Source organism: Candidatus Alcyoniella australis (assembly GCA_030765605.1).
GTDB lineage: Bacteria > Lernaellota > Lernaellaia > JAVCCG01 > Alcyoniellaceae > Alcyoniella > Alcyoniella australis.
Window position 1 is genome coordinate 15,628 of the sequence record JAVCCG010000157.1, and the last position, 17,368, is coordinate 32,995.

At 64.3% G+C, this 17,368-nt stretch carries 16 protein-coding genes and 1 tRNA gene; 11 read left to right on the top strand and 6 right to left on the bottom strand.

Going from position 1 to position 17,368, the window contains the following annotated elements; all coding sequences use genetic code 11:
- The 4 genes from P9M14_18580 to P9M14_18595 are packed head-to-tail and all read left to right on the top strand — an operon-like array spanning nucleotide 1 to nucleotide 3,329.
- Nucleotides 1–267, top strand: a complete 267-nt coding sequence (locus P9M14_18580) for a hypothetical protein (protein MDP8257757.1) — start codon at nucleotides 1–3, stop codon at nucleotides 265–267.
- Nucleotides 268–300: 33 nt separating this feature from the next.
- On the top strand, nucleotides 301–1,407 hold the full coding sequence (gene dnaJ, locus P9M14_18585) for a molecular chaperone DnaJ (protein ID MDP8257758.1): 1,107 nt from the start codon (nucleotides 301–303) through the stop codon (nucleotides 1,405–1,407).
- Between the two features lie 60 nt (nucleotides 1,408–1,467).
- Nucleotides 1,468–2,835: a trypsin-like peptidase domain-containing protein gene (locus P9M14_18590; protein MDP8257759.1), complete on the top strand. Its 1,368-nt coding sequence runs from the start codon at nucleotides 1,468–1,470 to the stop codon at nucleotides 2,833–2,835.
- 2 nt (nucleotides 2,836–2,837) lie between these two features.
- Entirely contained in the window at nucleotides 2,838–3,329 is a 492-nt protein-coding gene (locus tag P9M14_18595) for a hypothetical protein (GenBank protein MDP8257760.1), read from the top strand.
- 76 nt (nucleotides 3,330–3,405) lie between these two features.
- Here the strand turns inward: P9M14_18595 and P9M14_18600 are convergent, their stop codons facing one another.
- Nucleotides 3,406–4,215, bottom strand: a complete 810-nt coding sequence (locus P9M14_18600) for a DUF4190 domain-containing protein (protein MDP8257761.1) — start codon at nucleotides 4,213–4,215, stop codon at nucleotides 3,406–3,408.
- Nucleotides 4,216–4,388: 173 nt separating this feature from the next.
- Between P9M14_18600 and P9M14_18605 the strand changes: the two genes are divergently transcribed.
- Genes P9M14_18605 through P9M14_18615 form a run of 3 tightly spaced genes read left to right on the top strand, consistent with a single transcriptional unit; the run spans nucleotide 4,389 to nucleotide 7,649 of the window.
- Complete coding sequence (locus P9M14_18605; protein ID MDP8257762.1) at nucleotides 4,389–5,309, top strand: ABC transporter ATP-binding protein; 921 nt, start codon at nucleotides 4,389–4,391, stop codon at nucleotides 5,307–5,309.
- 4 nt (nucleotides 5,310–5,313) lie between these two features.
- Nucleotides 5,314–6,096, top strand: coding sequence for an ABC transporter permease (locus P9M14_18610; GenBank protein ID MDP8257763.1), 783 nt, complete (start codon nucleotides 5,314–5,316; stop codon nucleotides 6,094–6,096).
- Nucleotides 6,084–7,649: a GldG family protein gene (locus P9M14_18615; protein MDP8257764.1), complete on the top strand. Its 1,566-nt coding sequence runs from the start codon at nucleotides 6,084–6,086 to the stop codon at nucleotides 7,647–7,649. Before P9M14_18610 ends, P9M14_18615 begins: the two co-directional genes overlap by 13 nt.
- On the opposite strand, the gene P9M14_18620 is transcribed toward P9M14_18615, so the two are convergent.
- Nucleotides 7,646–9,703 carry a DUF2723 domain-containing protein gene (locus P9M14_18620; GenBank protein MDP8257765.1) on the bottom strand — a complete coding sequence of 686 codons (2,058 nt, stop codon included), beginning with the start codon at nucleotides 9,701–9,703 and terminating at the stop codon, nucleotides 7,646–7,648. The genes P9M14_18615 and P9M14_18620 overlap by 4 nt on opposite strands.
- Before the next feature lie 79 nt (nucleotides 9,704–9,782).
- Between P9M14_18620 and hpt the strand changes: the two genes are divergently transcribed.
- Both hpt and P9M14_18630 read left to right on the top strand, forming a co-directional pair.
- Complete coding sequence (gene hpt / locus P9M14_18625) at nucleotides 9,783–10,307, top strand: hypoxanthine phosphoribosyltransferase (protein MDP8257766.1); 525 nt, start codon at nucleotides 9,783–9,785, stop codon at nucleotides 10,305–10,307.
- Between the two features lie 2 nt (nucleotides 10,308–10,309).
- Nucleotides 10,310–11,278: an ROK family protein gene (locus tag P9M14_18630; GenBank protein MDP8257767.1), complete on the top strand. Its 969-nt coding sequence runs from the start codon at nucleotides 10,310–10,312 to the stop codon at nucleotides 11,276–11,278.
- A 30-nt stretch (nucleotides 11,279–11,308) separates the two neighbouring features.
- On the opposite strand, the gene P9M14_18635 is transcribed toward P9M14_18630, so the two are convergent.
- Genes P9M14_18635 through P9M14_18650 form a run of 4 tightly spaced genes read right to left on the bottom strand, consistent with a single transcriptional unit; the run spans nucleotide 11,309 to nucleotide 15,588 of the window.
- Complete coding sequence (locus P9M14_18635) at nucleotides 11,309–12,670, bottom strand: replication-associated recombination protein A (GenBank protein ID MDP8257768.1); 1,362 nt, start codon at nucleotides 12,668–12,670, stop codon at nucleotides 11,309–11,311.
- Between the two features lie 2 nt (nucleotides 12,671–12,672).
- Nucleotides 12,673–13,671, bottom strand: a complete 999-nt coding sequence (locus tag P9M14_18640) for an NDP-sugar synthase (GenBank protein ID MDP8257769.1) — start codon at nucleotides 13,669–13,671, stop codon at nucleotides 12,673–12,675.
- Between the two features lie 4 nt (nucleotides 13,672–13,675).
- Complete coding sequence (locus P9M14_18645) at nucleotides 13,676–14,746, bottom strand: phosphotransferase (GenBank protein MDP8257770.1); 1,071 nt, start codon at nucleotides 14,744–14,746, stop codon at nucleotides 13,676–13,678.
- Entirely contained in the window at nucleotides 14,743–15,588 is an 846-nt protein-coding gene (locus P9M14_18650) for a sugar phosphate isomerase/epimerase family protein (protein MDP8257771.1), read from the bottom strand. Before P9M14_18650 ends, P9M14_18645 begins: the two co-directional genes overlap by 4 nt.
- Before the next feature lie 102 nt (nucleotides 15,589–15,690).
- Here P9M14_18650 and P9M14_18655 point away from each other — a divergent pair.
- A tRNA-Pro gene (locus P9M14_18655) sits at nucleotides 15,691–15,764 on the top strand.
- Nucleotides 15,765–15,817: 53 nt separating this feature from the next.
- On the top strand, nucleotides 15,818–17,368 hold the full coding sequence (locus P9M14_18660; GenBank protein ID MDP8257772.1) for a YncE family protein: 1,551 nt from the start codon (nucleotides 15,818–15,820) through the stop codon (nucleotides 17,366–17,368).

A 17,368-nucleotide genomic window follows, 5' to 3' on the forward strand; every position in this document is an offset into this window, starting at 1 on the left:
GTGGCTGAGAAGAACCTCGATACACTTTGTGATCTGCGCACTGTGAAGCGCAACGTCAAAAAGGGCCTGGTCAATAAAAAAGACCACCACAAGTTCCTCAAGGGACTCAAAGACGTAGCGACCCAGGCGGAGATCATCGATAAGAACAAGATCTTCGGCGGCGAGCCGAGTAAGATCAAAGGCGCGCTGGTCGACCACCGAGTCAAACAGGTCGAGGTCCATGCGCCCGCTGACTACGACGAGCTGGCCAATATCGAGGGTGATTAACGCCCGGCCCGTTTTTTTGCCGGGGAATCCCAATTGATTAAAAAAGACTACTACGAGGTGCTGGGAGTCGCTCGCGACGCCGAGCTCCAGCAGATTAAGAAATTGTATCGCGAGCTGGCGATACGCTACCACCCCGACCGTAACCCAGGCGATCAAGAGTCCGAGGAGCGCTTTAAAGAGGCGTCCGAGGCCTACCAGGTGCTCTCGGACCCGGAGAAGCGCGAGATGTACAACCGCTTCGGCCACGAGGGTCTACGCGGCTCCGGATTCCAGGGATTCTCGGGCTTCGAGGACGTGTTCTCGACGTTCGGCTCGATCTTCGAGGAGTTCTTCGGCTTCGGCGAACAGCGCCGCGGCCGCAACTCCGCCCAGCGCGGCAACGACATCGGCTACGACCTGCAGATCTCCTTCGAGGAGGCTGCCTTTGGCGTTGATACCGCCATCGAGGTCAACAAGTACGATATCTGCAACACGTGCAAGGGCGCGCGCACCAAGCCCGGCACCAAGCCCGCGGCCTGTCCGACCTGCCAGGGTACGGGCCAGGTACGGCGCTCCCAGGGCTTCTTCGCCATTGCAACGGCCTGCCCGCAGTGTCGCGGCGAAGGAGTGATCATCAACGATCCCTGCCCCGACTGCCAGGGTGCGGGCCGCGTACCGCGCGTCGAAAAAATCAGCGTCAAGGTGCCCGCGGGCGTTGAGGACGGCACGCGCCTGCGTCTGAGCGGCAAGGGCGAGAGCGGCATGCGCGGCGGCCCTGCGGGCGATTTGTACGTGCTGATCAGCGTCAAACCGCACAAGATCTTCCAGCGCCAGGGCAACGACGTGCTCTTGCGCGCGCCGATCTCCTATTCCCAAGCCGCGTTGGGTGCCGAATTCGAGGTGCCCACGCTCGAGGGTCCGGCCACACTCAGGATCCCGCACGGCACGCAGAGCGGTCGGGTGTTCAAGCTCAAGGGCAAGGGCATCCCGCACGTGCGCGGGTACGGTCGCGGCGATCAGGTGGTGCAGGTGCTGATCGAGGTGCCGACCAAGCTCACCACCCGCCAAGAGGAGCTGCTGCGCGAGTTCGCCGAGATCGAGGGACGCCAGGTCAAGAAACACGAGTCGTTGTTCGACAGGATCAAATCCCAGCTTAATTAGCTTAGATCAATGGTCTGCCAAGCCGGAACTTTCAAACGCAGGGCGTTGTCTGATTTACCAATGAGCAGATGGGCGCTGATTGCGGTTATCGCGCTGACGCTTTGGTGTCTGAGCGCGACCGCCCAGACCGACGAGCGCGAAACGCCGGTAGTGCGCGCGGTGCGCGCCGCCTCGCCGGCTGTGGTCAACGTCTCCACCGAGCGCGTGGTGCGCGTTCCGGGAATGCCCGCGGCGCGCGATCCGTTCTTCGAGATGTTCTTCGGCGACGCAATCGGCCCGCGCACGCGCAAGACCATCAGCCTGGGCTCGGGCGTGATCATCGACCCCCGGGGTTACGTGCTGACCAACGAACACGTGATCATGCAATCCGACAAAATCAGCGTAACCCTGGCCGACGGCCGCGAGTTTGAAGCGCGCCCGATCGGCTCGGACTCGCGCCGCGACCTGGCGGTGCTTAAAATCGACTCGCCCCGCTCGCTGCCGTCCATCGCCTGCGGATCCAGCGCCGGGCTGATGATCGGCGAGACGGTGATCGCCATCGGCAATCCCTACGGTCTGAGCCATACGGTAACCACCGGCGTACTCTCGGCCGTGGGCCGCAACGTGCGGCTGCAGAACAATCGCGTCTACTACGACTTCCTGCAGACCGACGCCTCGATCAACCCGGGCAACTCCGGCGGCGCGCTGGTCAACGTACGCGGCGAGCTGATCGGCATTACCACCGCGATTCACGACCAGGCCCAGGGCATCGGCTTTGCCGTGCCCATCGACAAGGCCAAGCTGGCCTACGAAGACTTGATCCTCTTTGGCGAGGTGCACCAGGGCTGGATCGGCTTGCAGGCGCGGACCATCGACGCCGAACTGGCCGAGGCCTTGGGTTTGCAGGACCAGGGCGGCCTGGTAATCAGCGCCGTTGTCCGGCAGGGACCGGCCGACATCGCCGGCGTGCAGACCGGCGACATCCTGGTCGGCGTGGGCACGCAGAAAATCGTCGATCCCGATCGGCTGCGCCACGTGCTGCGCCAGATCGCCGTGGGCGAAAACGTCCGGCTCAAGCTGCTGCGCAACGGCCGCCCGCTGAGCCTGGAAGCCAGGGCGATCGAGGTGCCGCCCGAGGCTGTCCAGGACATCGGCTGGCGACGCATGGGGCTGCGGATCGTTGCCAACTCGCCCGAGCTGGCCGCGAGCCACGGACTGAAGATGGACCGCGGCATGCTGGTGCTCAGCGTGATGAACGGCAGCCCGGCGATGCGAGCTGGAATCGCGGCCGGAGACGTAATCCTGATGGTCAACCAGCTCGAGATCAGCCGCGGCGACGACTGGAGTCGCGCGCTGAGCAACTTAAGCTACGCCGAGGGTGCGATCCTGGTGCTGGGACGCGGCAACGTTCTGCGGCGCATCGCCCTGCCGATGATGAGTGGAGACTGAGCATGAAAATCGTCGTATCGTCCCTGCTGTTGATCGTCCTGGCCTGCGGCCTGGCCCTGGCAGCGGACCTCGATTTCGAGGGTTTGCTCGGCATGCGCTGGGCCGATTCGCTGCTGGGACGTGCGGACCTCACGCAGCTGTACACCGTGCGCGGCTCGACAACCGCCTACGCTCCGGAGCACGCACCGCAGAGTTTTATGGGCCTTCGGGTCGACGACGTCACGATCTGGGGCTGTTCCGAGCGTCTGTTCGGCGCCACTGTGGTGCTGGCCGACCCGGCCGATATGCCGGCTCTCAAGCGCGAGCTGGTGACGCTGCTCGGCCCGCCCGCGCCCACTTCGGCAAACCGCGGCGAGCTTTTCAAAGACGGCGTACGCGCCCGCGTGGACGAGCGCACCAGCAGTGTCTACATCACCCACGAACCGACCCGCGAGCAGTACTGCCCGCCGCCGCAGGCCCCGCAACAGCCCATCAAGCGGCCGATCAACCGTTAGCCCGAATTCTTCATGGTAATAAAAATCCCCCGGAGGCGACTGCCCCCGAGGGAGAGTTTGCGTCGTCGGTCTGCGGTCAGTCGACCGTGGTCGAAACGTAGACCTGCAGGCAGTCCGAGTAGGTGATGCACACGTCGAAGTTGCCCGCCCAGGTGCCTCGCTGCGCAGCGTTGCAGGTGAAGCTGACCTCGCGTGAACCGCTGGCCGGGATCGTGGTCTTCATCGAGTAGCTCATCGAGTTGTCCACCGGAATGTGGAACGGCTCCATGGTCGAGGCCGGATTGGAAGCGGTGATGGTAATCCCCGCGAGGTACTCGTCGTGCACGTCCACGCTGTCCAGCGACAGGGCGCTGCCCTTGCTGTTGGCCAGGTTGAGCACCACCAGGAACGAGTCGCCCTGGTTGACCGAGCTCGGCGCGGTGAAGCTGCCCGTGAGGTAATTCAGATCCGCGGCCGTGGCCTGATCGAACAGCGTCTGGTAATCATCGCCGCCGGTCGTGGTTACGCCAATATTCTGGTCCATGTTGCCGAACGTATCCGTGGCCATCTGCTCGGCGTAGATCGCCGAGATTCCGCCGACGATGCCGAAGATGATCGTCACCAGCAGCATGATCGAACCGATGACGATACCGGCGATGGCCATGCCCTTGCCACCGCGATTTTGCGGATCGGCGTTGATGCGCTTGACCGCAATGATGCCCAGGATGATCGCCGGGATGCCGGTCAGGCAGCCCAGGCAGAAGCTCAGGATACCCAGCACCAATGCGCCGATCGCCATCCCGTCGGCGCTCGGCCCGACCCCGATAGGCGTTGCAACGCCTCCGGGCGTCAGCGGCGGCGCGGGCGGCGGCGGCGGTACATACTGTGCGTTCTGATCGTAGCTCATTAAATTAACCTCCGTATGCAAACAGCAATCCAAGATAAGCTAACATCATCCGTAGCCCGGAGCCATATCCGGCCCGGAATATTCATCAATAATCCGGACTAACTTGACAGCGTGGCGTTGCCTGATTACCTTCGCGCGCAGGGTCGGACACCCCCGATAATATGAGGTTCGGTTTGATTCGTATCGAGAACCTGAGCAAGAGCTACGGGCCGTTCGAGGCGGTCAAGGGACTGAACCTCGAGGTGCGGCCCGGCGAGATCCTCGGGTTCCTGGGCCCCAACGGCGCGGGCAAGACCACCACCATGCGCATGCTCACCACCTTCCTGCCCCCCGGCTCGGGCACGGCCAAGGTCGCGGGCCACGACATCGTATCCGAGCCCGAAAAAGTGCGGCGGGTAGTGGGCTACCTGCCCGAGCATCCTCTATTGTACGACGACATGAAGGTCCACGAGTATCTGCGCTTTGTCGCGGCGATCCACCGCGTGCCCGGCCGCCGGCGCTCGGCGGCCATCGAGCGCGTGGTCGAGCTCGCGGGGCTGGGCGAGGTCATTGGCCAACTGATCCGCACACTGAGCAAGGGCTTCCGCCAACGCGTGGGACTGGCGCAGGCGCTGGTCAGCGACCCGCCGGTACTGATTCTCGACGAGCCGACCATCGGCCTGGACCCGGGTCAGATGCACACGATCCGCGAGCTGATCAAGTCGCTGGCCGTAAGCCATACCGTGATCTTCTCCAGTCACATTTTGCCCGAGGTGGTGGCCGTGGCCTCGCGGGTGGCGATCATCCACCACGGCGCACTGGTGGCCTGCGACGCGGTCGAATCGCTGGCCAAACGCTTTGACACCGGCGATCAGCGGCTACTGCTCGAACTCAGCCGCCCGGTGCCCGAGGCGGGCAAGATCCTCGGCGCCCTGCCCTCGGTCGAGCAGATCGAGGAACAGGGGAACGGACGCTACGTGTTGACCGCACCCTCCTCCGAGCCGATGGGGCCCGACGTGAGCCTAGCTGTGCTGCAACACGGCTGGGGCATCGCCCAGATGCGGCAGATGCGGCCCACGCTCGAGGAAATCTTCATCAAGCTCACGGCGGAGTAGCACAATGGGCGCAACCCTCACCATCGCGCGCAAGGAGCTGGGAACGTTGTTCACCCAGCCGATCGCCTACGTGGTGCTGGTCTGCTTTCTGATGCTCTCCGGCCTGTTCTTCTTCCTGATCCTCCAGGAATACGGCGCGGCGCTGCAGGAGTACGGCTGGCAGATGCCCGAGCTCAACGTCACCGAGTACGTGCTGTCCGAGTTCTTCGGACTGCTGAGCGTACTGATCCTGTTCATCATCCCCTTCGTCACCATGCGCACCTATGCCGAGGAGCGCAAACAGGGGACCGACGAGCTGCTGCTCACCGCGCCGATCCGCGTCGAGCAGGTGGTCTGGGGCAAGTTTCTGGGCACGCTGATTTTCTTCTGCATCGCCCTGGCCCTGACCCTGCCCGGGCCGCTGCTGCTGCGGCGGCTCTCCGATCCGGACCTGGGCGTGATGCTCAGCGGCTATTTGGGACTGTTGCTAATGGGCGGCGCGTTCATTGCCACGGGCTGTTTCATCTCATCGCTGACCAAGAACCAGATCGTGGCCGCGGTGCTGACCTTTGCCGCGTTTCTGATGCTGTGGATCGTCTCGGCCCTAGGCGAACACCTGGCCTCCGATCCCTCGCCGCTGATCTTCCGGCTCTCGCAGCTTTTAAGCTACATCTCGCTCAACGACCACTTCCCGGACTTCATCAACGGGCTGATCGACACACGACACCTGGTCTACTTCGTCAGCTTCATTTTGCTGTTCAACTTCCTCTCGCAGCGCAGCCTGGAGTCGGCCCGATGGCGCGCTTAAGCGGCGGCATGCTGTTCAAGGTGCTCCAGGCCGAGGGGCTGATCCTGCTGGTCTTCGGCGTAATCAACCTGCTGTTCGTGCCGCAGACGATTTTGCTCTCGCTGGGATTCCTCGGGCTGGGGCTGGTGCTGTTAATCGCGGGCACTGTCGCGCGGCTGGCCTCCCTGGGCCAGTGGATCAGCAGCGCCCGCTCGCGTTTCGCGTTGTACAGCCTGCTCTACACGCTGCTGGTGCTGGCCGGCCTGGGCCTGGTCAACTTTCTCAGCGCGCGCCACTTCAACCACAGCTGGGATCTGACCGGCGCCCAGGTCAACACGCTGAGCGCGCGCACCGACGAGGTGCTGGGCAAACTCGACGCGCCGGTGCAGGTGCTGGCGTTCTTCCCCGACTCCGACCCCTACAAGCCCGACGCCCAGCGCGTACTCGGGCTGTACGAACGCGCCTCGGAACAGGTGCAGGTGCGCTTCATCGACCCGATCCGCAACCCGCTGCTCGCCCGGCAGTACGGCCTGGACGAGCACACGGGCTTGGCCGTGCTCTACAACGATTCGCGCCACGTGCTTGAGCAGCCGGACGAGGCGCAGATCACCAATGCGATCCTCAACGTCACCCAGGGCGAGCGCGGCGCGGTCTACTTTCTCCAGGGTCACGGCGAGGCGCCGCTTCAACGACCCGCCGAGCAGACGCAGCAGCAGCGCAGCATGCAGTCGGCCGCCGATCGGCTACGCAACGAGAACTATCAAGTCGCGCCCCTGGACCTGCTGACCGCCGGAGATGTGCCGAGCGACGCCCGGGCGCTGGTGATCGCCGGGCCGACCCAGCAGCTCGCCCAAAGCGAGTTGCGCGCGATCTCCGACTACCTGTCCGGCGGCGGACGTTTGCTGACGATGCTCGAACCGATGATCATCAGCGGACTCGAGCCACTGCTGTCCGACTACGGCGTGGACCTGCCCGACTGCGTAATCATCGAGGAGAGCCTGCGGCTGTTCCAGGGCCCGACCCTGGGCATCGAGTTCATCGCCACTGACGCGGCCTCGCACGCCATCACATCCAAGGTGCGCGACGGCGTGGTGTTCGTGCTGGCGCGCGCCGTAATCCCAAAACAGACCAAGCCCGAAAGCACCTACGTCACCGCCCTGATCAGCTCGGGCAAATCATCGTGGGCCGAGACCGACCTAGTTGCCTTGATGCAGCAACAGCAGATCGAGCTGGGCGAGTTGGATCTGGCCGGACCCGTGTCGCTGGCCGCGGCGATCGAACGCCTGCAGCCCGGCGGCGCACAAACGCGGATAGTGGTGGTCGGCGACTCGGATTTCGCGGGCGACGAGCTGATCACCCTGGGGCGCGACAACGCCTCGCTGTTTGTCAACGCGCTGAGCTGGCTTTGCGAATCCGAGCCGATCGAGGTCATCCCCAACCGCTACCAGAGCAGCGCGTTCATGCTTCAGCCGGCCCAGGCCGGGCTGCTGTTCTACGCCATCGTGTTTGTGATTCCCCAGCTGCTGACTCTGCTGGGCATTGCATTGATCGGCGTGCGCCGACTCAGCCGCTAAGGCTCAATACCCATCCTCTGTAATATCTGCGGGTCCAGGGCCAGGGCGTGGTCCAGGCTGCGACGCGACTGTTCGATCCGGCCGAGCTTGCGCTGGACCTCGCTAAGCGTAACGTAGGCAGGGGGCCAGCTCGGATCGAGTTCGATAATTTGTTCAAGGATCTCGCGGCAGCGCTCGTAACGGCCCGTGTTGTAAAACGCCATTACGAACATGTTCAGCGCGTTGATGTCGTTAAACCACGGCGCGAGCTCGAAGATCCGCTGATAGCCCTCGATCGCCAACTGCGGCATCTGGTGCGCCATGTTGTAGCGCGACCAGTCCAACCAGCCCTGGATCTCGAACATCAGCATGTCGTGCTCGTAGGTCAGGCGCAGGCTCTGGTTCACTCCGTCCTTAACCCGGCGACGATGGCCGTGGGGCCGCGCCGGTCGGTCCAGCCACAGCGGATCTGAATGGCGGTAGTCCCACATCGCACGGTCCAGGGTCTGCGGATCTGTGCGACGGATTTCCGCCAGGGTCCCGGAGGGCACCTGATAGAAGAATTGCGGCGGACCGGGAAGGTCGGTGTATATCTGGTTGAGAAAGATCCTGCGGCGCGGCAGGTTGTCGGCGATGAAAACCTGCGCCGCGCGCTGCTGGGGCATCAGCGTGTTGCTCAATGAAAAGCGCAGCTCGGGGAAACGCTTGGCCGCCCAACGCCGATACCACGGCTTGCCGAGCATCGGGTACCAGATCAGCTTGACGTCGGACCGCACGTGCTCCACGCCCTGCAGGTAGGACAGGGTCGAGCAGACCGGGTCGCCCTTGGCGATCAAAACTGCACCGCGCGGAAGCTTGTGCAGGTGGTTCATGGCAAAGTCGCGGGCGTCGTAGTTGCCGCGACGATCCACGTAGGGGAAATTTTCCAGGGCCTGGGGCAGCAGCGCGCCCAGGGCCACGACAACGCACAGTGCGGCGCTCAGCAACCGCCACCTTGCGGCCCAGCCGATCAGCGACGCGATTGCCAGGCCCAACAGCGGGGCCAGGCTGATCCAGGTCGCGATCAGCCACATGTCCCATTCGCCGCCCTTGATGTACAGCAGATCGACCACGGTCAACGGCAGCGCGGCGAGCAGGCACAACAGCAACAGCCGTGTACTTTTGAACGCCGCGATCAAGGCGCCGAGCCCGAGTAGCCCCACGGACCAGCGGTATTGCCACCACAGCTCGGTCAGCAGGTAGCCCGGCCGCTGCGGCGCGTAGCCGAAGTTGGCCTCCTTACCCACGAAGGTGCTCATGGTCACGTGCTCGATAAAGCCGCCCCAGCTCGTGACGTCGCCCATCACCAAATAGGGATCGCCCATGGCGAACAACGGCAGCGCAACGTAGGGCAGCGCCGCGCACAGCAGCCCGATCCCCGAGGCGATCAGCACCGTGCGCACGCCGCGCCGTGTTTGGTCGCGATAAAAGCGCAGCACAAAGACAATCGCCGCAACGAGCATCAGCGGCGCGAGCAGGAACATCGATGGGTGGTTGGCCAGGCCCAGGCCGAACAGCGCGCAGGCCGCTATCAGCGAGTTTTTTGCGCGGGCACGCTCCGGACTTTTTGCATAAGCCAGGGGCACCAGCACGAAGTACAGCGTGGCGCACCACAGCAGGGCGTGGAAGGTGTAGACCTCGGCGTTGTTGGCCTGGTACCACATGCTGTAGCCCAGGGCCGCGTGCCAGCCGACGATCAGGCCCGCGGCCGCGGCCACTGAACGCGAACTCTTTTCGGCCAGCAGGTCATATACCGTGATCGCGCAGATTACGGCGGCCCCTGCCGCGCACAAGCTGGAGAACGCGGTCACCGCACGCACAAAGGGCACGAAGAACAGCAACAGCGTGCAAAGTTTGGCCAGCAGCACGTACAGCGGGAATCCCGGCTGATAGGCCACTCCCAGGTCGTGCACCGCGGCGAGGAATACGCCGCTGTCCTGCCAGAAGACCGTATCGCCGCAGGTCAGCTGATAGAGCACCAGGGCGGGCAGACCCACAGATAGGGCAATCAGCAGCTTGTCGCGGCGTGGATTCATCGCCTGTTTGTAGCACCCCTGCGCTTGAGCCCGCAAGGATCTGGCGTCCGGCCTTGGGGACATATAAAATGCAGAGCCAATGGGACTGATCAAGATCAAGGACGCAGAGCAGATCGCGCAGCGCGTGGCGCAGCTAGCGCAGCGGATCGACGCCATGCTCACACCGCCGAGCGATCCGCCGCCGCTGATGGTTGTGGTGCTCAAGGGCGCCTTCGTGTTCGCCGCCGACCTGTTGCGCGCGATGGACACCCCCTGCGCAGTTGATTTCATGCGCGCCGCGAGCTACGGCAACGCCACAAGCAGCAGCGGCGAGGTGCGCATCACGCTCGAGCCCGAGGTGGCGCTCGAGGGACGAAGCGTGCTGCTGGTGGACGACATCTGCGACAGCGGCCGCACCATGCTTGCACTGAGCAACCGGCTACGCGAGCTCGGCGCGCAAAAGCTGATCTGCTGCGCGCTGTTTGACAAACGCGAGCGCCGCGAGGTGCTCTTCGAGCCCGAGCTTATCGGCTTCGAGGTCGGCGACCACTTCATCGTGGGCTACGGCCTAGATCACGCCGAGGCAATGCGCCACCTCGACGGCGTCTACTACCTGGAGGCCTGAACATGCGCAGCGCGATTGCCATCGACCTGGGCGGCAGCCGTATTAAGTACGGGCTGGTCGACGAGTCCGGCAAAATCATCCAGCGCGGCTCCGAGCCCACCGGGCCGCTCGATGTAGAGCAGGTCGCGCAACGGCTGGCCCAGCGGATCAACGCTCTCAAACAGCGCGCCGCCGTACTGGGGTTGGATTGCGTGGGAGCGGGGCTGGGCGTTCCCGGCGGGATCTACGAGGACCGCGCGCGGATCAGCCAGAGCCCCAACTTCCCGGGCTGGATCGACGTGGATTTACGCTCGCCGCTGGTCGCGGCCTGCGACCTGCCGGTCTTTTTGGAGAACGACGCCAACGCGGCAGCGGTTGGCGAACACTGGATCGGCGGCGGCCGCAGCTTCAAGCACATGATGCTCTACACCCTGGGCACGGGGGTCGGCTCGGGGCTGATCCTCGATGGTCGGCTGTGGCGCGGCGCGTTCGGCATGGCCTCCGAGGCCGGGCACATCTGCGTTGATCCCGACGGCCCGGCCTGCGGCTGCGGCAGCCACGGCTGTGCCGAGCAGTTCGCCAGCGCTCCGGCCATGGTTCGGCGCGCACGGCAGTTGATCGAGCTTGGCGGCGGAAGGCTGATGCTCGAGCTGGCGGCGGGCGACCTGCAATCTATCAACGCCAAGGTCATCGCCCAGGCGGCGCTGGAGGGCGATGCGCAGGCCGCGCAGGTTTATCGCGAGGCGGGCGAGGCGTTGGGGCGCAGTTGTTCGGCGGTGCTCAACGTGCTCAACGTCGAGCTGTTCCTGTTCGGCGGCGGGGTCGGCGCGTCGTACGATCTGCTCGAAACGCACATCCGGAGCGAAATTACGCTTCGCACGTTCCGCATTCCGGCCCAGCGCGTCAAACTCGGCCGCGCACAGCTTGGTAACGATGCGGGAATGGTCGGGGCCGCGCGCTTGGCTCTCAACAACGATCAATTCGGCGAGTAGTATTCCCCGGGGGCTCAGTTCCCAAAATTGTTACTTGTTCGGCTCGTCTTTTTTCGGACGTTGCCGCTGCTTGCTCCACTCCTCGAGCCGCTCCTTGATCCTTCGCTCGTAGCCGATCTCCTTGGGCCGAAAGTAGCGCTTGTTCTTCAGCCGCTCGGGCAGGTGTTGCTGCTCGACCTGCCCGCCGTCGAAATCGTGGGCATAGCGATAGCCATCGTGGTAGCCCAGCTCCTTCATCAGGCTGGTCGGCGCGTTGCGCAGATGCAGCGGCACCTCCAGCGCGCCGTGTTGCCCAACGTCGGCCAGGGCGCTGTTGAGCCCGGCATAGGCCGAGTTGGACTTGGGCGCGCACGCCAGGTGGACCGTGGCGTGGGCCAGCGGAATGCGCCCCTCGGGCATGCCCAGCATGTGCACGGCCTGGGCCACGGCGTTGGCGATCGGCAGGGCGTAGGGGTCGGCCAGGCCCACGTCCTCGCTGGCGAAGATCAGCAGTCGGCGGGCGATGAACAGCGGATCCTCGCCCGCGTCGATCATTCGCGCCAGGTAGTACAGCGCCGCATCGGGGTCCGAGCCGCGCATCGACTTAATGAACGCGGAGATCACGTTGTAGTGCTCGTCGCCCGATTTGTCGTAACGCCGCGCGCCCTCCCCGGCCAACGCGGCGGCCGCGGCTTTAACATCGATCAAGGGCGAGCCGTCGCGCAGCGGAAGCTTGGACGAGGCCACAACCTCCAGCGCGTTGAGCGCCACGCGCGCGTCGCCGTGGGAGGCCTCGGCGATCATCCGCAACGCCTCGGGCTCGGCCGCGATCTTCAGCGCGCCAAATCCGTGCTTTGAATCACCCAGCGCCCGCTGCACCAGCAGCTGGATCTGCTCGGCCTCCAGCGGCTCGAGTGTCATCACGCGACAGCGCGAGCGCAGAGCCGAGATCACCTCGAAGCTCGGGTTCTCGGTGGTCGCGCCGATGAGTACGATCACCCCGCTCTCCACGTGCGGCAGGAAACTATCCTGCTGCGCCTTGTTAAAGCGGTGGATCTCGTCCACGAACAACACGGTGCGCTGGCCGGTCATCCGGCCGCGATCGCGGGCCTCGGAGATCACCTTGCGCACCTCGGCCACGCCCGAGAGCACTGCGGAGAAGGAGACAAACGCCGCGCCCGTCCCCTCGGCCAAAATCCGCGCCAACGTGGTCTTGCCGCAGCCCGGCGGCCCCCAAAAGATGATGCTCGGCAGGTTGCCCGATTCCACGGCCTGTCGCAGCAGGCTTTCCGGGGCGAGCAGTTGCGTTTGTCCCACCACCTCGTCCAGGCTGCGCGGCCGCATGCGCTCGGCCAGCGGCGCGAGGGTGTTTAGCATTCCCGAGGCGTCGAACAGATCCTTGTCGCCGGACACGCTCAGCCCTCCTTTGCGGGCATGATCAACTGACTGTTGATAAGTCTACCACCGGGCACTCGGCTCTGCGGCAACATCACCGCGTGCTCGATCCGCGCGCCGGGCTCCACCGCGGACCCTTGGCCGATCACGACCCGCGGCCCGATTCGCGTGTTGCCCTCCACCGTACATTGCGCGCCGATCAACAACGGCGGCCGCAGCTCCGCCGCAGGATCGATCCGCGCGCTGCGATGCAGATACACTCCCGGCTGCGGGCTGCGATGATCCTCCAGCGCCCGCGTGTAGAGCCGGTCGATTTGCTCCAGCGCCCAAAGATTAGCCACGACAAACCCCTCGATCGTACCCACGTCAACGAACTCTCCCTCGTAGAGCATGGCCTGGATCAGCGCGCCGCGTTTGATCAGCGGCACGTATAAATCGCGCACCACGCCGAACACTGTTTTGCCCGCTGGCGCGTGGTCGAAAATCTGCGGCGAGAGCACGTGAACGCCCACGAACATCCCGGACTGCGCGGATTCGACGCTCGATCCGATCAGCCCGGCGATGTCGATCACGCGGCCCGCAACGTCGGTCCGCACCTCGCCGTAGCTGCGCTGCTGCGGGTGGCGCATGATCAGCAACGTGGCCAGCGCCCGGCTTTGGCAATGGAACTTGTAGAGTCGATTATAGTCCGGTCTGAGCAGGCAGTCGCTGTTCTGCACGATGAACGGCTCGCTGCCCAGCGCTGCACGCGCCTTGAGCAATCCTCCTCCCGTGCCCAAAATCTGTGACTCGCGGCTGATCTCGATTTGCATGCCCCGGCGTTGTGCCAGTTGTTCGCTGAGCAGCTCGGGCAAATGATGCGCGTTGATCACGCAGCGCGTCACGCCCGCGGACTCCAGATCGTCGAGCACCCAGTCGATCAGCGGCCGGTTGAGCAGCGGCGCCAGCGGCTTGGGCAGCAGGTCGGTCAGTGGCCGCAGGCGCGTGCCCAGACCCGCGGCGAGGACCATCGCCCGCATCGGCTCAGTCCCGCCATTCCCCGACATAGGGCGCCAGCAGCTCCAGCGCCTCGGCGCCGCGGGGCAGCTTGGGCAGGTTGCGCCGCACGTAGCCCAGGGTCTGTGGCACGTACTTGACCAGCGAGTCGTTCCCCTTGACGCACTGGATGTAAACGAAGCGTCCGGCGGCCTTGAGATTGCGCTGGACCGCGGCCATCTCGAAATGCAAACGCAGCTCGCCCTGCTCCTTGCGGTCCGGCTCGTCGGCCGTGGCCCGATCGTAGTAGTCCAGCAACTGGTAGATCTGCTCCTCGGGCAGTTCGACGTAGCTGTCGTAGAGCAAGCTCGCCAGGTCGTAGACGCGCGGCGCGAGCAGCGCGTCCTGGAAGTCGATCACCCGCATTCGTCCATCGTCGAGCAGCATTATATTGCGGCTGTGAAAGTCGCGATGAGTGAAGACCACGGGCAGCGCGTCGAGCTCGCGGCTGTAGTGGGCGAAAATTTCCTTGACCCGCTCGCGGACCGCGGGCTCGATTTTCACACCGCCGCGCGCCTCCACACCGTACTCGATGAAGTGCTCGAACTCCCATTGGTACATCGCAGTGTTAAAGCGCTGCTCCGTTGCCATGCAGTCCGAGCCGTCGAGCAGCTTGGTGGCGCGACGGTGGATCTGCACCAAAATGTCCAGCGCCGCGCAATACAGCTCAATGCGCCGCGCGCTTTCGACGGTCAGCGCCAGGTCCTGCAACATGACGTCGCCCAGATCCTCGAGCACCATCAGCCCCTGGACCGCGTCGTAGAGCATGACCTGCGGTACCGGGATGCCGGCGTGCGAAAGGTGTCGGTGGATGTTGATGAACGGCAGCTCGCCGTTCTCGTCGTGGTACAGCATGACCTCCTCGGAGTGCAGCTTGTTGGGCAGATCGAGGATCTGCATCACCACGTAGGACGAGATACGGCCGCCGCGATCGGCGCTCAGCCGGTAGTAGTTGCGGTCCGAGGCGTCGCCGGGTAAACGCGCCAGCTCCACGCCGTCGACCGCAGTACGAAACAGCCGGTTGATCAGTGAATCAAGTTGCTCGGGCTTCAAGCTCATTTCGTCTCCGTGAAAAAGCGCCGCCAGCATTGTTCGAGTGCTTGCAGACTTTGTTGCACCAGCGGATCCTCTACCGGCGCGCCGGCGTTGTGCGACATCACCTCGAGCACCATGTGGGCCAGCCGCGGCATGGAACCAAGCTTATCGCTTGCCTCACCCCAGTCGATATTCCCGCGGCCTGGGATCAGGTGCTCGTCGCGCTCACCGTGGTTGTCCGAGATGTGCACCGAGAGCAGCAGATCGGATCCCGCCTCGAGTCCAGACAATAGATCCTGCTCCACGTTGAGGTGTCCCAAGTCCAGACACAGGCCGACGTTACCCGCGCCCAGGTCCTCGATCAGCTCCACCAGCCGTTCGGCCCGGCTCTCGTCGGTGATGACGTTTTCCACGCCGATGCGCACGCCCACGCGTTGTGCAACCTGCGAGAGCTCGGCGAGTGATTCGATAAAGTGCCGCACGCATTCCGGGCCGCTGTCGTCGACGCCTCCGGGGCCGTGTACGACCACCAGGTCGCTGCCCAGAAAGCCCGCGACCTCGATCGCCCTGCGGGTGGCGTCGATGGACTCTCGCAACAGAGCCTGGTCCTCGGTGGCCAAAGAGTAGAGCTTGAAATCCGGGCTGCCGAAACGGTTGTAGAACGGCGCATGATAGGTAGCGGCTACCATGTCCATCTCGGAAAGCCAGGCGTCGAGCAGCTCGACCCGCGCGTCGTCACGCGCGTCGAAGTGTGGGGCCATGCCCCAGATCTCCACGCGCTCAAAGCCTTGGCCGCGCATGGCCTCAAGCTGGCCGCGTTCGAGTTCGTTCATGGCGAACAGATGGGTACTGACAGAAGGTTTCAATTTGACCCCGCGCAGGTGGGTTTTGTGGATACCAGAAGGATGTGCAAAAATCAACGATCGCGCTTGTAGGGCGCGAGGGGGCATGCTAGAAGATCGCGGATTCGGGGCGTGGCGCAGCCTGGTAGCGCGCCTGCTTTGGGAGCAGGAAGTCGGCGGTTCGAATCCGCCCGCCCCGACTTTCCAAGACCGTCAATGTTTGCACAGCGCGTACTGAGAGTGGAGACAGCCGATGGGCAGCCGAATCTGGCTCGGACCTGACAGCGCCGTGGCGCAGTGGCTCGTTGATTGGTTCTACAACAGCCCTGACGCGCAGTTCGTGATGACCTTCCTGATGATCTTCGCGCTGTTGGCCATCGGCGTGCTGTTGGTGTTCGCCATACCCCTGCGGCTGATCGTCGCGCTGCTCTCGAGCAAGCCTGATCGCTACTCCCGCGCCGGCCGCTTCATTGCGCTGGTGCTCAGCCTGATGCTGGGCGGCCTGTTCGTGCTCGGCTGGCGCGAGAACCTGCTGGCCAGCGGCGTCTGGCCCTATCTGCTGCCCACGGTCCTGGCCATTGCGGCCTGCGCAGCAATCGTCAACGCTCGATTCAAGGGTCTGCGGCTGCTTGCCGGCTCGCTGATCCCCGCGGCCTTGGCGGTTGCGTTGACCTGCGCCCTGGGCTATGCGCTGGGCAACGGTGTGCTGTGGCCGCGCCTGGCCGGCCTGGCGCTGTGTACTGCGGTGCTGACCTTTCTGGGCGCGTTCAAACTATCCTGGCGCAGATCGCTGTCGCTGCTGCTGAGCACGGCTGCGCTGTTTGCGCTTGGCGCCAGCGCGGTCAAACCCTCGTGCACTCTTGACCCGCTTTCAGCCCAGATGCCGCCGGGCGCGCGCTGGGAGGTGTTGACCGAGCTTCCGGCCTACGGCATGGCGCTATCGGCTGATGGACGCCTGCTCTATTACTCGCTCAAGCACCGCACAATGCCCGGGCTGTACCGCATCGATCGTCAAAACGGCGAGATCGAAAACTACCAGCCCGAGGTCGGCTCGTGGATCGTACGGCTCGAGGTCAACCCGATCGACGGCCTGGTCTATTCCAACGGCAATCCCACGCCGCTGGTTTTCAGCCAGCAACCACTGTCGATAGTACGCATGTTCAACCTGCCCGACAGTTTCAGCGGGCGGCGCTACAACCACATCCTGCTCGATCCCGAGGGCGGCAGGCTCTACGCCAGCGCGCGCATGCCCGGCACGATCGTAGGCTGCAATCTTGATGACTTCGAGTCGTTCGTCTCGCGCACCTACGAAAATCAGCTCGTGGCGCCGGCCTCCATGGCCTGGGGCCCGGACCGCACAAGCCTCTACGTTGTGGAGAACCGCCGCGGCTACTTCCCCGGATTTCATATCGCCGAGATCGACCCCGAGACCCTCGAGATCCGACGCCGGGCCTTAATCGGCCCCTACAACTACGGCCTAGCCATCGACCCGCAACGCAATATCGCCTATGTCGGACAGCTGCTCAACGGCCTGGTGTCCATCGACCTGGAAACGCTGCAAATAATCAACGTCTTCCGCCACAGCGGGATTCGCGAGGTGGCCTTCGACCCGATCACCGACCGGGTCTACGCGGCCGACTTCTTCAACGGACGGACTTACGCCCTGGATCCGGACAGTCTGGAGAAAATCGGCGAGCTGCGTTGCGGTTGCGAAACACGCGGATTGCTGCCCGACGGCCAGGGCAATCTACTGATCAGCTCGCGCTATGGAGTGCTCTTTGCCCCAGCCGACGCGTTCGAGTAA

Coding starts and splice junctions, on each gene's coding strand:
- P9M14_18630 (MDP8257767.1), top strand. CDS start 10,310: ATGCGCAGCGCGATTGCCATCGACCTGGGCGGCAGCCGTATTAAGTAC.
- P9M14_18610 (MDP8257763.1), top strand. CDS start 5,314: ATGGGCGCAACCCTCACCATCGCGCGCAAGGAGCTGGGAACGTTGTTC.
- P9M14_18600 (MDP8257761.1), bottom strand. CDS start 4,215: ATGAGCTACGATCAGAACGCACAGTATGTACCGCCGCCGCCGCCCGCG.
- hpt (MDP8257766.1), top strand. CDS start 9,783: ATGGGACTGATCAAGATCAAGGACGCAGAGCAGATCGCGCAGCGCGTG.
- P9M14_18590 (MDP8257759.1), top strand. CDS start 1,468: ATGAGCAGATGGGCGCTGATTGCGGTTATCGCGCTGACGCTTTGGTGT.
- P9M14_18640 (MDP8257769.1), bottom strand. CDS start 13,671: ATGCGGGCGATGGTCCTCGCCGCGGGTCTGGGCACGCGCCTGCGGCCA.
- P9M14_18620 (MDP8257765.1), bottom strand. CDS start 9,703: ATGAATCCACGCCGCGACAAGCTGCTGATTGCCCTATCTGTGGGTCTG.
- P9M14_18595 (MDP8257760.1), top strand. CDS start 2,838: ATGAAAATCGTCGTATCGTCCCTGCTGTTGATCGTCCTGGCCTGCGGC.
- P9M14_18645 (MDP8257770.1), bottom strand. CDS start 14,746: ATGAGCTTGAAGCCCGAGCAACTTGATTCACTGATCAACCGGCTGTTT.
- P9M14_18660 (MDP8257772.1), top strand. CDS start 15,818: ATGGGCAGCCGAATCTGGCTCGGACCTGACAGCGCCGTGGCGCAGTGG.
- P9M14_18615 (MDP8257764.1), top strand. CDS start 6,084: ATGGCGCGCTTAAGCGGCGGCATGCTGTTCAAGGTGCTCCAGGCCGAG.